Consider the following 16159-nt stretch of genomic DNA (forward strand, 5'->3'; position numbering starts at 1 on the left):
AATAAATTTGTTACCTTTCTTACAGACGATACACTAACATTTCAATCACACGAAAAACCTTCTACCTAACAGAGTAGAAGGTTTTTCGGTTTCAATTATTCATTGAAAATAGGTGTTGTTTTAAGAGATGTTTGGTGAATCCCCCCATGTAAAACTGTTTTAAGACTAAGTTTAATGTTCTCTTTTACTCAGGCAAACGTACACTCGCTATAATTGTGAAAAGCAAACTCTCATGCTAGAGAGCTTGCTCTTTTTACTTCCTAATATATAAATCCTGTTTGACAAAAAACGATCTTTTTCAAGTACACCAAAAACGCACATTTATGATACATAGATTTTGAGTAAGTTTTAAAACAGGAATAAGATATGATTATGAAGGAAAAGAATTGATTATAATCAATTCTCAAAAATCATGACTTGTAATATAGTCTTCTACATTTGAATAAAAAAGTGGTTGACTTTTCAGAATAATTAGTATTATAGTTATATTATAAAATTGTTTGTAATAATAAAAACAAGTTTTATAATATAAAACAAAAGGGTGAAACTCCATGCCTATTATTCAATCAGTAGATCGCGCCCTTCGTATCCTTGACCTATTTGATGAACATACGACAGAATTGAAAATAACAGATATAAGTGATCAAATTGGTCTTCACAAAAGCACTGTTCATTCATTATTGAAAACGCTTCAACAACGTGGCTACATTCATCAGAACCTCGAGAATGGAAAGTATGGACTAGGGATGAAACTTTTTGAAAGAGGAAACTATGTTATTCAGTCTTTAGATATTAGACAATTAGCTAAAAAATATCTGATGGATTTATCAGCAAAAACAGGACAAACTACACATTTAGTCATCTTAGATGGTAAAGAAGGAACGTATATTGATAAAGTTGAAGGTCCTATGGCTGTTATTCTTTATTCTCGAATAGGAAAAAGAATTCCACTTCACTGTTCTGCAGTAGGAAAAGCTTTGATTGCTTTTAAAGAAAAGGATGAACTAGAGAAAATTTTATCTGGGTATGAGTATACTGAGCAAACCGAATTCACCATTACAAATGAAATTGAATTTTTGCAGGAACTTGAAAAAGTTCAAAGTCAGGGTTATGCCGTCGATAATCAAGAGAATGAACCTGGTGTCCGTTGCATTGCAGCACCTATTAGAAATCACGAAAATAAGGTTATTGCCGCTATAAGTCTTTCGACACTTATCGCAGGAGTAGATGACATTCAGTTAGGAATCTTTGTTCAGCAACTGAAACAAGCAGCTTCCGAATTATCAGAGCAGATGGGGTATGGGATACCGATTTAATAAAGAGGTTCCCTTCTCTTTTGTCTATATTAAAAAACTGAGTTTTATATTATAAAACAAATGGAGGTTATTTATATGCGTATTATTCGATATTTAAGTGAAGATTCAGAACCTGTTTTGGCAGCCCTTACATCGGAAGAAACAGTTTACCCTCTTGAGCAGGAAGGGTTTATAGAGCTAATTCATCAAGCGAATGCACAAAAGATCTCTCCTCTTTCTTTTGTTCAACATATGATTTCTAAGTCTAAGCCTATCCCACAATCTATTGAAGAACTTTCATTACTTGTACCTATTATTGCTCAAGAAGTATGGGCTTCCGGAGTTACTTACGAACGTAGCCGCGATGCTCGAAACTATGAAGCTACAGATGGAAAATTAGACGCTACCACATTTTACGACAAAGTATATGACGCAGAACGTCCAGAAATTTTCTTTAAATCTACAGCTGCTCGCACAGTTGGACCCAATCAGGAAGTTTATATTCGTAGTGACTCTAAATGGCAAATCCCCGAACCAGAACTAGGTTTGATTATTAGTCAGGAAGGTGAAATCCTTGGTTATACAATTGGAAATGATATGAGCTGCCGTGATATTGAGGGAGAAAATCCTCTTTATCTACCACAGGCAAAAATGTGGAAGCATTCTTGTTCTATTGGACCAGCCATTCTCCTCACCGAATCCGTAAAAGATCCATATGACTTTGATATCATATGCCGTATTTATCGTCATGGAAATCTTGCAGTAGAGGGAACAGCTAGTACACGTCAATTAAAAAGAAAATTTGAAGAATTGGTTTCGTTCTTAGTACGTGATAATGAAATTTTTGATGGGACCGTATTATTAACTGGCACATGTATTGTACCACCAAATGACTTTACATTATTAGAAGGGGATCAGATTGAAATTGAAATTCCTAGCATTGGTATATTAAAAAATAGTGTAAGGTTACCAAGCAAAATTTCGGTCTAATTAAATGATTTCAAACTTAATTATTAAACTCAAATTATTTTTTTGATTTTAAATATCAGAAATTTATGAATTTATTAAATTTTGATTCAGATAATATGGAGGGAAATATGATGAATATAACAACAGAAGAGAAAATGTATTTAAACTATATTGATGGAGACTGGGTAACGGGTTCTGTGGAGCAAGTGGATAGCAGTACCAATCCTGCTAATCGACATGATGTAGTCGGTTATGTACAGCATTCTGAAAAAGAAGATTTAGATCGCGCTGTTGCTTCTGCTAAAAAAGCTCAGGTTTCCTGGAATAAACTGTCCGGGGCTGCTCGTGGTGAATATTTGTATAAAGTAGCAAATATGCTTGAGCAGCGCCTAGATGAAATAGCAAAGACAATGACCCGCGAGATGGGAAAAACATTTCCAGAAGCAAAAGGTGAAACTGCAAGAGGGGTCGCAATTCTTCGCTACTATGCAGGAGAAGGTCTAAGAAAAGTGGGAGATGTCCTACCTTCAACAGACTCTGAAGCATTTATGTACACAACCCGTGCTCCTCTTGGGGTAGTGGGTGTTATTACACCTTGGAATTTCCCAGTAGCTATTCCTATTTGGAAGATTGCTCCTGCTCTTATTTATGGAAATACTGTTATTTTGAAGCCAGCTCGAGAAGCAGCAGTTACTGCTGCAAAAGTTATGGAATGTTTTGCAGAGGCAGGTTTGCCACGTGGTGTGATTAATATGGTAACGGGTTCTGGTTCTGTTATCGGACAAGGTATTATTGATCATCCAGATATTAATGGGATTACGTTTACAGGGTCTGATGCAGTCGGTAAACAAGTTGGTTTAGGCGCACTAAAACGTGGTGCAAAATATCAATTAGAGATGGGCGGAAAAAATCCAGTTATCGTTGCTAACGATGCCGATATTGAACAAGCAGTAGAGGCAACTATTAGTGGAGGATTGCGTTCCACTGGACAAAAATGTACAGCTACAAGTCGTGTAATTGTACAAAGTAAAATTTATGATGAATTTAAAGAAAAGCTGATTGAACAAGTGAAAGAAATAAAAGTTGGAAATGGCCTTGAAAAAGATGTTTGGATGGGGCCTTGTGCAAGTGAAGACCAGCTTAACACGGTACTTGCCTACGTAGAAAAAGGTGTTGAAGAAGGGGCTTCGTTAGTTTATGGAGGTAAACGTCTAGTTGAAGGGAATTTGGCTGATGGTTTCTATATGGAGCCTACTATATTCGAAAACGTGACTAGTGGTATGACTATCGCTCAAGAGGAAATCTTTGGTCCAGTACTTGCCCTTATGAAAGTTGAAACGTTAGAAGAAGCACTGAATGTTGCAAATGATGTAAAGTTTGGACTCAGTGCTTCCATTTTCACGAAATCAATTGGGCGTATGCTTTCATTCGTAAATGAGATGGATGCTGGTCTTGTGCGTATCAATGCAGAATCTGCCGGGGTAGAATTACAAGCACCATTCGGAGGAATGAAACAATCTAGCTCTCACTCTCGTGAACAAGGTCAAGCTGCAATTGAATTCTTTACTTCTATTAAAACAGTATTTGTAAAACCGTAACTCCATTCTTTAATCATTGTATGAAATTAAATAATGATAAGGAGGTGCATAACTATCACTTCGTTTGTTTTCATCTATTTTAATTGATTAGGAGATAAACAAATGCAAATTGAAACTAAAGAGCCCGTGCTTTCTACTGCACCAAAAAAAAATTGGAGATGGACGGTTGTAATCTGGTTAATTATAGGTGGGTTTATCAACTACCTAGATAGGGCAAATCTATCCATTGCTGCTCCGCAAATGATGAAAGATTTACATTTAACAAAAACAGATATAGGACTTTTAGGTACAGTTTTTTCCTGGTCTTATGCTTTAATGCAACTTCCTGCTGGTTGGCTAATTGATCGTTTTGGTACAAAAAAGATATATTCAATTGCAGTTTTGTGGTGGAGTGGAGCTACATTTATGATGGGACTCTTTAATAAGCTACCTTCATTTATTATTGTAAGGTTACTACTAGGGGCTGGTGAAGCACCTTGCTGGCCAACAGGTGCAAAAATAACATCTTATTGGTTTCCAAAAAAAGAAAGAGGATTTGCAACAGGCCTCTGGGATTCGTCATCGAAATGGGGTCCTGCTATTGCTCCTCCTCTTTTAGTCGCAATCATGTTGGCTTTTGGATGGAGATCATTATTTTATATTACCGGTATTGCAGGAGTGTTATTTAGTATTGCTTTTTGGATTTTTTATAAAAACCCTGAACATAGCAGAAAACTTTCTAAAGAAGAATTCGAATATATTCAATCAGAAGGTGCTGGCTTTGAGGAAAACCTAGTAAATTCAAAAATTAAATGGAGATCGTTATTTAAATACAAAACTGTTTGGGGAATGATTTTAGGATTCTTCTGTACCATTTGGATTTGGAATATCTTCTTAGTCTTCCTTCCTCTATATCTCGTTGAAGTGCATGGGGTTACGCTTCAAGAGCTAGGCGTTTATGCAAGTATCCCGTGGGTGGGTGGAATATTTGGTGCTATTTTTGGAGGGTATCTTACAAAAAAACTAGTAGATAAGGGCATAACGTCTCCAGTTAAGGCAAAACGTGCGCTAATTAGTATCTGTGCTATATTAGCTGCTATTGTGGTGATTTTTGTTCCTTTTGTGGATAGTCTTGCTATGAAAATAACTTTATTCACACTAGCACTTTGTTTTATTTCCGCAATTACAGGAAGTGCTTGGGCTCTTGCTGGTGATATTGCCCCTCCTTCTATGGTTGCATCTGTAGGCGCTATACAAAACTTTGGAGGTTATTTTGGAGGTGCACTCTCACCCTTTATAGCAGGTTTAATTGTAGATAAGACTGGATCTTACTCTCTTGCCTTCATATCAGGTGGTATTATTGCAGGATGTGCAGCACTTTGTTATTGGTTTTTAGTGAAAAACCCTATTCAAGAGAGAGTAGAATAATAAAATGACTATAAATAATGTGATATTAAGGAGGCTAAGCAAAGATTTATAATAACATTGCTTAGCCCATAATAACTAAATTCTTATTAGGTTAATTAAAGCATTTAAAAAGAAACAATTCTAGCTACTACACGTATCTAAAGAGACCCTTTATTAGAAGAAAGTCAATTCTTAACAAATAGAAGATATAGTAATCTCTTATTATCTTTTTGCCAAAATACAAAAAAATTATATTTAAACAATTAAGTTAAGTTTTTATATGAGCTTAAAAAATTTGTTTTTATTAAATTTTAAAAGGATGGAAATATAATGAAAAAAACAACAAGGTTTCATGGGGTAATTCCGCCTGTCTCTACAATAGTAGATCAAAATGAATGCTTAGATGAAAAAGGAATGAAAAATTTAATTGACTTTCTAATTGAGTCTAAAGTAAATGGGCTGTTTTTTTTAGGGTCGGGCGGAGAATTTAGTCAAATGTCAACTTCTTTAAGGAAGAAAGTAGCAGAATTTGCAGTTCAGTATGTAAATGGACGTTTGCCAGTTTTAATTGGCACTGGTACTCCAAGCACAAAAGAGACTATCTCACTAAGTATGCATGCAAAAGAAATAGGGGCAGATGGGATCGTAGTTATTAACCCATATTATTGGCCGTTATCCGAGGATAATCTCTTTCAGCATTTTGCTCAAATTGCTGAAAAAGTAGATATGCCCACCCTTTTATATAATTTCCCAGCATTAACAGGCCAAGATTTATCGCCAGAATTTGTTCTTAAACTAGTCGAATCTTATCCTAATGTTGTAGGCATTAAAGAAACCGTTGATGCAGTCTCTCATACAAGGGAAATGATTTTAACTGTAAAGGCTGCCCATCCTGATTTTGCTGTTTTCTCAGGATACGATGATCATTTTTTAAACACGTTATCTCTCGGTGGAGATGGCTCCATTCCCGGCACTGCAAATTTTGCACCAGAGTTTTCTGTAAATATTTATCAATCTTTTATGGACAAAGACTATGCTCGCGCAATTGAATCACATCGTCTATTGTCAGGTTTATTATCCTTATATCAAATAGATAAGCCTTTTGTAAGTGTAATTAAAGAAGCTCTTTCTTTAAGGGGGATAAAAGTTTCTACAAACATGATAGCTCCAGCTCGCGAACTTAGTGAAAGAAAGAAGGAACAAGTAGAACAAATACTAGGCCAGGCACTAGGGACAGAAAAATTTTCATAAATTATTAATGAAAGATGTTTTTTTCGAGGAACCTATATTCTCCAATTAATAGAAGATAGTATGTGCAACATAAAAATATATCTTTTTTTATAAAAAATCTTATTAACGGAGGAATACATATGTCATTGCAATCCATATTTGGCGAAGAGGATGTATCTCTTTATAAAATTCAAACTCATGCGAAGGGAGCAGATGGTTCACTCCCACTTACACCCGAAATGTTGCTAGATTCACCAAGTGGTGACCTTTTTGGATTATCACAAAATGTTGGTATGGGCTGGGCACCTTCAAATCTACTTGGAAAACAAGTTCTAATTCTCGGTACTCAAGGTGGAATCAGGAATCATGATGGCACTCCAATTGCATTAGGCTATCATACTGGGCATTGGGAAATAGGTTTATTAATGAAGGCATCAGCCCAAGAGATCAGTAGACAAGGTGGCGTGCCCTTCGCAGGGTTCGTAAGCGATCCATGTGATGGGCGCTCCCAAGGAACTGCTGGTATGTTTGATTCCCTTCCTTTTCGAAATGATGCGGCTATAGTTTATCGAAGATTAATTCGCTCACTGCCTACTCGCAGGGCAGTTATTGGAGTAGCTACATGTGATAAAGGTCTTCCAGCAATGATGATAGCTCTGGCATCAATGCATGACTTGCCAACTATCATTGTCCCTGGAGGTGTTACTCTTCCACCTACAAATGGAGAAGATGCAGGAAAGATTCAAACAATTGGGGCAAGATACGCAAACAACGAAATTACTTTGCAAGAAGCTGCTGACCTTGGATGTCGTGCTTGTGCTACACCGGGAGGAGGATGCCAATTTCTTGGGACAGCTGGTACCTCTCAAGTTGTTGCGGAAGCTGTTGGAATGGCTTTACCCCACTCAGCACTAGCACCTTCAGGCCAGTCAGTATGGATGGAGATGGCTAAGCAATCAGCACGTGCAGCTTTAGAAATGGAGAAGAAAAAGATTTTCACCAAAGATATAATTACAGATAAAGCTATAGAGAATGCTATGGTCCTTCATGCAGCTTTCGGGGGTTCAACAAATTTATTACTTCATATTCCAGCAATTGCTCATGCAGCTAATTGTAAGATACCTACCGTTGAAGATTGGACTAGAATCAATAAAAAAGTTCCTCGTTTGGTCGATGTACTACCAAACGGTCCTGTAGGCCATACAACTGTTAAGGTATTCTTAGCAGGTGGAGTACCGGAGGTGATGCTTCATTTGAGAAAATTAGGTGTTTTGCATGAAGATGTACTAACAGTTACTGGAGAAACTCTTGGTTCAAACCTCGATTGGTGGGAAAAATCAGAAAGACGTGCAATTATGAAAAAACAATTGTTAGAAGCTGATGGAATCAATCCTGATGATATTATTATGGATCCAGCCAAAGCAAAAGAAAAAGGTCTAACTTCCACAGTTACATTCCCGAAAGGAAATATTGCCCCTGAAGGATCAGTAATTAAATCAACTTCTATTGATCCATCTGTGGTAGGAGAAGATGGGGTATATCGCCATATAGGAAAAGCAAAGGTCTTTACTTCAGAAAAAGCAGCCATAAAATCGATTAAAACAGGAGGCATAGAAGCAGGAGATATAATGGTGGTTATGGGCGGTGGTCCTTCAGGAACCGGAATGGAGGAAACATATCAATTAACATCGGCACTAAAACATTTGTCTTTTGGAAAACATGTCTCCTTACTTACAGACGCGCGTTTCTCTGGTGTCTCTACTGGTGCATGTATCGGACATATTGGACCTGAGGCATTAGCTGGGGGACCAATTGGAAAATTGCGTGATGGAGACATAATTGAAATCATTATTGACCGTAATCAATTAGTGGGTTCAGTTAATTTTGTTGGAACAGAGAATACGAGACTTTCTTTAGAAAAAGCAACTAAAGTCCTGCAAGAACGTGACCTTCATCCAGAACTAAAACCGGATCCGGGTCTTCCAGATGATACTCGTTTGTGGGCTGCGCTTCAATCGGTTAGTGGAGGAACGTGGCGTGGAAATATCTATGACACAGATCGAATTATTGAGGTTCTAAAAGCAGGCGTAGAAGCATTAGACAAAGAAAAAACATTAGTACAGAATTAACCTATTAATATTAATTTAATTTAGGGACTTAATTGAAAGCGTTTACCAAAGGGCGTTTTTTCGAATAATTGTACTTTATGACTAGTAAACAAAATAGCATAAGCGTCCTAGAGTTACTTACTAATTAAAATATAAAGTTAGTGTTTCAATAAGTGGAGCAAGTAAAAATATTTTAATTATTTTTTGGAGGTATATCATGCCATTATTTATAGTAGCGATTGGGATTATTCTGTTGCTAATTTTGATTACTGGATTTAAATTAAATACATTTGTTTCATTGATAATTGTATCTTTTGTTGTATCTTTAGCACTTGGAATGCCTATGGAAAAGGTTGTCACATCCATTGAAGCTGGATTAGGAGGTACACTTGGTCATATAGCTTTAATATTTGGGCTTGGTGCAATGCTTGGGAGATTAATTGCTGACGCAGGGGGAGCTCAGCGTATCGCCATGACTCTAATTAACAAATTTGGAGAAAAAAGAATTCAGTGGGCTGTTGTAGTTGCTTCGTTTATTGTAGGTATAGCTTTATTTTTTGAAGTAGGATTAGTTTTATTAATCCCAATTGTATTTTCGATTGCGAAAGAATTAAGAGCCTCTATCTTGCACTTAGGTATTCCTATGGCTGCAGCTTTATTAGCAACTCATAGTTTCCTTCCCCCACACCCAGGACCAACAGTCATAGCTGGTGAGTATGGTGCTGACATTGGATTAGTTTTACTCTACGGTATTATTGTTGCAATACCAACCGTCATTATAGCAGGTCCTTTATATACTAAGATGGCTAAAAAAATTGTACCTGATGCATTCAAGAAGACGGGTAATATAGCTTCTTTAGGTGAACAAAAAACATTCAAACTTAACGAAACACCAGGTTTCGGCATAAGCGTATTAACTGCAATGTTTCCTGTTTTATTAATGTCTATATCTACAATTCTAGATATGATTCAAAAATCAGTAGGATTTGAAGATGATACAACGATTGAAATAATTCGTCTTATAGGAAACCCTTCATCTGCAATGTTGATATCTTTAATTCTTGCATTTTATACAATGGGAATAGCAAGAAATACTCCTATAAAAGAAGTTATGAACTCTTGTACATCATCAATTGCTGCAATTGGTATGATGCTATTAATTATTGGAGGTGGGGGTGCCTTCAAGCAAGTACTAATTGATGGTGGTGTAGGAGATTATGTAGCAGAATTGTTTAAAGGAACTTCAATGTCACCTATCATACTTGCTTGGGTAGTTGCTGCGTTATTACGTATCTCTTTAGGGTCAGCCACAGTTGCGGCTATATCCACTGCAGGATTAGTTATTCCAATGCTGTCTCAATACGATGCTAATTTAGCCCTAGTCACTCTTGCAACGGGAGCGGGAAGTGCAATTTGCTCACATGTTAATGATGCAGGATTTTGGATGATTAAAGAATATTTTGGATTAAGTATGAAAGAAACATTTTCAACATGGACAATACTTTCCACTATTACTTCCATAGCCGGATTAGGGTTCATTTTGTTATTAGATGCATCCTTAACTATCTCGATAATGTTAATAATTTCCATTAGCCTAGTAGCAATGTATTTCAGTATTTTTAACCAGCCTTTCAAGCAATCTAAGGATAAAAGTGATGTTTTGGATGTATAAAGGTATATATATAAAGCCTTTAAAAAAATAAAAGATTAAAAAGGCAGCCAAATATTTGGCTGCCTTTTTAGCAAAATCGCACAACTAGACTATGCTTTTAATTACCTCTACTTTATGATCCAATCCCAGTTGTTATACTAGCTTTGATCATATTCGGTATTTCTCTGTATAGAAGAAATGATCCATCGTTTTCTGTATGTAAGGTAACCATTTAGATTGTTTTATAAACGCCTGCCTCTTTATGTTATATAAACAAACAATCCTCATATACATTTATTGAATGGCTTCTTTAAACTTGTCACGAAATAAAACATAAGTTGATAAAGATTACATAGGAGGAGAAAACATGTTTGTTCATATAGTTCAACCTGGTGATACCCTGTCTTCAATAAGCAGTAGATATGATTATCCCATTGCGCAGCTTAGGAGGGTAAATGGGTTAGAAGAAACAAATATTGTTCCAGGTCAAGCCTTACTTATAGCTTCTTATGTGTACACAGTTCAACCTGGTGATACGATGAGGAGTATTGCTAAAAAAGCTTATGTATCCTTAGAACAATTAAAAGGAGCTAATCCTTCAGTCCATTATAATTATTTGCAGGTGGGAATGAAAATGAAAATCCCTAATATATCAGACTATATTGCAGGTACACTGGAGTATTATGCCGTTCGAAATCCAGAATTAGATCGCGATTTAATTACTGATTTTGCAACTTATTCCTCGTCCATTTCTATCTTTGAATATCATTTTGGCACCAATGGAGATATTATGAATGATTTAAACGATTTAGTAGCAATTGAAACGACTTGGAAAAACCGAGTTACACCGTTAGTTACGATTACTAATCTAACTTCTGAAGGGTTTAGTTCTGATCTTGCCCATCAAGTTTTAAATAATCCTCAAGCAAGAAACAATCTTGTTAATAATATTTTTTATTTAGTATCTAGAAAAGGATACGGCGGGGTGAATATTGATTTTGAACGTGTAAAGGCCGAGGATAGAGATTTTTTTACAGGATTTTTACGTCAGCTGGGTGAACGTTTAAAACCTGCAGGGTACGTACTGACCATAGCGGTTCCAGCGAAGACAAGCGAAGATATTCCTTGGTTAAAAGGATATGATTACGGGGGAATAGGTGCCGTTGTTAACTATATGTTCATTATGGCATATGATTGGCATCATGCAGGCAGCGAACCAGGGCCTGTTGCACCTATTACTGAAGTAAAAAAAACAATAGAATTTGCGATAAAAAGTGTTCCGCGAAGAAAACTTATCATTGGAGTCCCTTTGTATGGATATAACTGGTCAATTCCTTACAAGCCCGTCACAGTAGCATCTGCTATATCCAATCAAGATGCGATTAAAACAGCGACGAAATATCAGTCTCCCATCCAATATTCTAAGGAGTATAAATCACCATTTTTTCAGTATAGAGATCAAGGGGGACAGATGCACGAAGTATGGTTTGAAGATGTAAGAAGCATGAGTGAAAAAATGGTGTTAGTTCGTAAATTTGGTTTGCAAGCAATAGGAGCTTGGCAATTAACACTTGGATTTACGCCAGGGCCTTGGCTTTTAAAGAAATTTTTCACTATTAGAACGGTATAAATAGCACTAATTTTTATGAATCAATTTAGATATTTTTCAGTTAACAGTTATTCGATATACGTGGTTAATAATAAAAAAATTCTATTTATATTAACTTATAAGAGATTGGAGGTAGTGCTATGGCAAAAAGGATAGATGTCTCAATAAAGCAGCATCAATTAAAACTATATGATGGAGCTAAATTAGTAAAGACATATCCGATTGCTGTAGGGAAAATGATTACTCCAACTCCAACCGGAAAATTTAAAATTATTAATAAAGATACTACCCCTCCAGCTGTATTTGGTCCCTTATGGATGGGACTGTCAAAACCTACATATGGAATACATGGGACTAATGATCCAGCTTCTATTGGCAGAGATATGTCACATGGATGTGTCAGAATGGACAATGAAGATATTCTAGAACTTTCCTCTGTAGTTCCCATTGGAACGCCGGTTTACATACATAAATAATAGTTTAAGAAGAGTGTGACTGTTTACATTTAGCTAATTGTCGAGATCGAGGGTATCAAAGTTTAAGTAGATGCTATACAATCACGGGCTCTTTGTACGAAAACAAAAAAGTACCCCGATTAACAGAGGTACTTTTAGCATTTTAACTTATTTTGATGCTGGAGACGTAGTAACTTCTGGAGACGTTACTTTGTCATAAAAATCTACGAATTTGTCACGATCCTCGCTATCACGGTAAGCCATAGCAACACGTGGATGTTCATTCAGTACACCAGAAATCATGTAAGGAATGATATACCCCCACTCCCACTTTTGACGCATTTCAAGCATATGTTTTTCAATTACTCCAAGAATCGGCTTCATCTCATAGCTTGGTTTTGGGATGTAGCTAACAAGCAGCTCTGTGTTACAGTTACCAGCTGCACGGCCCATACCATAAACAGATGAATCAAGGAATGTAACTCCATTACGCATCGCAGTTAATGTATTAGCAAAAGCTAACTGCATGTTGTTATGCGTATGGATCCCAAGCTGTTTGCTAGGAATCATGGCTTGAAACTTTTTCACTTGATGCTCAATATCCGCAGGGTCTAGGCTTCCAAAGGAGTCAACGATATATACAACATCTACGGGGCTTTTCTTTACCATTTCAAATGCTTCAATAAGCTGATTTTCCGGTACGCTAGATAGTGCCATAATGTTAAGTGAAGTCTCATAGCCCAAATCGTGAAACATTTTTATAAGCTCTAAGCCTTTATCTACTTCGCGAATATAGCATGCCACTCGAATCATATCTAACATACTTTGTTCACTCGGCAGAATGTCGTTTGGATCTACGCGCCCAATATCTACTAAGGCAGATAGCTTCGTAAACTTTTTCTCAGGGATAATTTCTTTGAGAAAGTTATCGTCAAGAAATCTCCATGGATTGGGCTCGGTTGCTTGAAGAAGCTTAGGTGAATTTTTATAACCGACCTCCATATATTCAACGCCGGCTGCGCTTAGGCCGTTATATAAGTCTTGCACAAATTCAACACTAAAATCCCAATTATTAATTAAACCTCCGTCACGAATGGTACAGTCTATAATTTTGCTATTATGTCCCATGGTAGTTGTTTCCTCCTATGTATTCTATTTATATAAATATTGTTTTAAACTTTATCGCTTTTATGCTTTTAAGTGTTAAACTCTCCTATTGTGTTTATACCATGACTAATTCAGAGGCGTCAATGTATTTTCTAAATGTTTCACTGCTTTACTGCATTTCATGGTAGGAGATGCTTCGGCTTTTTATCCGCTTGATGCTCTTAAAACAACACCAAGTTCAGCACTACAACCCCTAGTATATACAAACACAACCTTTATTACATCACTACTTACTGCAATAAAGATTGTTTTTTAAGTGAAACTGTTTATTAGGGAGGGAACTGTCATTAGTATCTAGATTATAGGTTTAGATTGCTCTATAATTAATCCATAAATTTGGGAAGAAATTTAAAACCTGAGAAATAAGAAACTTTTTTGCATTAACAGTTGTATAGGAAATATTAGTTGTTACTTAATCATTTTAATTTACTTGTCTTTACATCGTCCAAAACGTAAGAAATGATAAGAGTATAGAGGTAATAAACATCGCAATCAACGGCTTTAATGCTTTTGTTCGAAGAGCTTTCAAACTTACATTTAACCCTAGCCCGACCATAGCCATTGTTAAAAGAAAGGTAGTTAGAGTTGAAATATCATTCATGATCGTCTTAGGTATTATAAGGTGCTTACCAACGACATAACTCCCAAAAATACTCATGATTATAAAACCTATTAAAAACCAAGGGAATTCAATCTTGGTATCCTTTTCAATTTTTCCTGTTCGCTTCATCCAGTACATTAAGATAAAGCTTAATGGCACAAGTAAGAGCACTCTGCCTAACTTAGCCAACAGTCCAATAGCTAGAGCATCGCGTCCAGACGGTGCTGCAGCTAGAGCTACATGGGCAATTTCATGGAGACCTACGCCTGACCAAATTCCATATTGAATATTTGTTAAATGTATATAAGGTCTTAAAATGGTATATCCAATCGCAAATAGGGTTCCCACTAAAGCAATAACACCAGCTCCGATAGCTGTATCTTCTTCTTTTGCTTTTACAATTGGAGAAACAGCTGCAATAGCTGCAGCACCGCATATTCCTGTTCCTATCCCTAAAAGAAGGGATAAACCGCTATCAGCCTTCATCCATTTGGCTAGAAAAACCGTTAAAACAATCGCAAATACAGCCGTTCCCACATCGCGAAGCACCAATCCTAATCCGTGATGAATAACAACATCAATATTAAGCTTTAGTCCATATAAAACAATCGCATAGCGCAACAGCTTTTTAGAAGAAAACTCGATTCCAAATCTTATTTTTTCAGGGTACCCCCAAATTTGACGATAAATGACTGCTATTATAATTGAACAGGCTAGTGGACCAATATGATCGAATCCCGGGACTTTCGCTAATCCATAAGCCAGTAAAGCAAAAAGAAAAGTAAAAGCAATTCCTCCGGCCCATAAAGAAACATTAGATGACGTCTGGGCATTTGTTCGTGAGAATAGAGTCCGTTTTTGGGCTTTATTTATATTTAACATACATTTCATCTCCAATATGAATTCTTATCAAGTGCAACTTCACACAAGAAGAGGATACTTTAACTATAAAAGAAGGTTTATTATTAGTAAAATATATATAAATCATAATTTCGATTAAAAATATTAATAACTAATGCGTAAAAGCAGCAAGTTGATCTTCAGATTCACTGAAAATCAACTTGCTGCTTTTATTGGTTTTTTAGTTCTCATTACACGTTTTGATATCTGAAACATAGTCCATCAACTACTAATTTTACAAAACTGCATAAAAATATCGGTTCTTATGAGAGAAAGACAGCCTTACTAGTTGCCAAGCCTTTTTTGCGTCTATACCATAGCAGAATCAAGCTGCCTAGCACACAAAGGAAAGAAACTAATTGAGCTATTCTGATATGAGAGGTTAACATTAAGCTATCTGTACGCAGTCCTTCTATAAAAAATCTTCCTATCGAATACCATAGCAGGTAAGTAAGAAAGACTTCGCCTCTTTTTAACAAGGATTTTCTTAGTACGATTAGAACAAGCACACCTATTATGTTCCAAAGTGATTCATAGAGAAACGTAGGATGATAGTAAGTTCCATTTATATACATTTGGTTAATAATAAAATCAGGCAAATGTAAAGCTTCTAAGAACTGACGTGTAACAGGTCCGCCATGTGCTTCTTGATTCATGAAGTTTCCCCACCGGCCAATAGCTTGGCCTAATAATAAGCTAGGAGCTAAAACATCAGCCATTTTCCAAAAAGAAAGATTCTTTTTTCTGCAAAACCATATAGCTGTTAATACAGAGCCAATAATTCCACCGTGAATAGCTATGCCTCCATGCCAAATTGCTATAATTTCGCCTGGGTGGTCTTTATAATAACTCCATTCAAAAAGTACGTAGTAAATTCGAGCAGTAATGATAGCAATGGGTAGTGCTAGCAGAAGTAAATCAGAGATGGTTTCTGAAGAGATCCCTCGTTTCTTTCCTTCTTTCGAGGCTAACAAGAAGCCTAAGAAAGCTCCTATTCCTATGATAATTCCATACCAATGGACTTCAAGTGGACCAAGATGGAAGGCGATAGGGCTTAAAGGTTGTGTGTGTTGGTTCATGTCTTTTCTCCTTTACTTCATATCGATTTTCTTACATTTTTTAAGAGTAGTATTAAATTAGAGTGCCTTTTTAGTATATCTAATTGGATAAAGAAAGGACAACTTTTGCTT

Annotated in this window: 12 protein-coding genes; 9 read left to right on the plus strand and 3 right to left on the minus strand. The window is 36.4% G+C overall.

What is annotated here, in order from left to right:
- Window positions 1-551: 551 nt before the first annotated feature.
- From BG04_RS20040 to BG04_RS20080, 9 genes are all read left to right on the plus strand, one after another.
- Window positions 552-1316, plus strand: a complete 765-nt coding sequence (locus BG04_RS20040) for an IclR family transcriptional regulator (protein WP_034653033.1) — start codon at window positions 552-554, stop codon at window positions 1314-1316.
- Between the two features lie 75 nt (window positions 1317-1391).
- A complete protein-coding gene (locus BG04_RS20045; protein WP_034653031.1) occupies window positions 1392-2285 on the plus strand; it encodes a fumarylacetoacetate hydrolase family protein in 894 nt (297 codons plus the stop codon).
- Window positions 2286-2395: 110 nt separating this feature from the next.
- Window positions 2396-3862, plus strand: coding sequence for an alpha-ketoglutaric semialdehyde dehydrogenase GucD (gene gucD / locus BG04_RS20050; RefSeq protein WP_034653029.1), 1467 nt, complete (start codon window positions 2396-2398; stop codon window positions 3860-3862).
- Between the two features lie 102 nt (window positions 3863-3964).
- Complete coding sequence (locus BG04_RS20055) at window positions 3965-5269, plus strand: MFS transporter (protein ID WP_034653028.1); 1305 nt, start codon at window positions 3965-3967, stop codon at window positions 5267-5269.
- A gap of 309 nt (window positions 5270-5578) precedes the next feature.
- Entirely contained in the window at window positions 5579-6499 is a 921-nt protein-coding gene (locus tag BG04_RS20060; RefSeq protein WP_034653027.1) for a dihydrodipicolinate synthase family protein, read from the plus strand.
- Window positions 6500-6618: 119 nt separating this feature from the next.
- On the plus strand, window positions 6619-8607 hold the full coding sequence (locus BG04_RS20065) for a YjhG/YagF family D-xylonate dehydratase (RefSeq protein ID WP_034653026.1): 1989 nt from the start codon (window positions 6619-6621) through the stop codon (window positions 8605-8607).
- 196 nt (window positions 8608-8803) lie between these two features.
- A complete protein-coding gene (locus BG04_RS20070; protein ID WP_051975619.1) occupies window positions 8804-10258 on the plus strand; it encodes a GntP family permease in 1455 nt (484 codons plus the stop codon).
- A 346-nt stretch (window positions 10259-10604) separates the two neighbouring features.
- Window positions 10605-11867, plus strand: a complete 1263-nt coding sequence (locus BG04_RS20075; RefSeq protein WP_034653025.1) for a glycoside hydrolase family 18 protein — start codon at window positions 10605-10607, stop codon at window positions 11865-11867.
- Window positions 11868-11986: 119 nt separating this feature from the next.
- Window positions 11987-12322, plus strand: coding sequence for a L,D-transpeptidase (locus tag BG04_RS20080; protein ID WP_013082624.1), 336 nt, complete (start codon window positions 11987-11989; stop codon window positions 12320-12322).
- A 147-nt stretch (window positions 12323-12469) separates the two neighbouring features.
- Here the strand turns inward: BG04_RS20080 and BG04_RS20085 are convergent, their stop codons facing one another.
- The 3 genes from BG04_RS20085 to lgt all read right to left on the minus strand — a co-directional run bounded on the left by BG04_RS20085 (window position 12470) and on the right by lgt (window position 16048).
- On the minus strand, window positions 12470-13429 hold the full coding sequence (locus BG04_RS20085; protein ID WP_016766402.1) for an aldolase catalytic domain-containing protein: 960 nt from the start codon (window positions 13427-13429) through the stop codon (window positions 12470-12472).
- A 475-nt stretch (window positions 13430-13904) separates the two neighbouring features.
- Window positions 13905-14951, minus strand: a complete 1047-nt coding sequence (locus BG04_RS20090) for a YeiH family protein (RefSeq protein WP_034653024.1) — start codon at window positions 14949-14951, stop codon at window positions 13905-13907.
- 281 nt (window positions 14952-15232) lie between these two features.
- Window positions 15233-16048, minus strand: coding sequence for a prolipoprotein diacylglyceryl transferase (gene lgt / locus BG04_RS20095; protein ID WP_034653022.1), 816 nt, complete (start codon window positions 16046-16048; stop codon window positions 15233-15235).
- Between the last annotated feature and the right edge of the window lie 111 nt (window positions 16049-16159).

It is taken from the genome of Priestia megaterium NBRC 15308 = ATCC 14581 (genome assembly GCF_000832985.1).
Lineage (GTDB): Bacteria > Bacillota > Bacilli > Bacillales > Bacillaceae_H > Priestia > Priestia megaterium.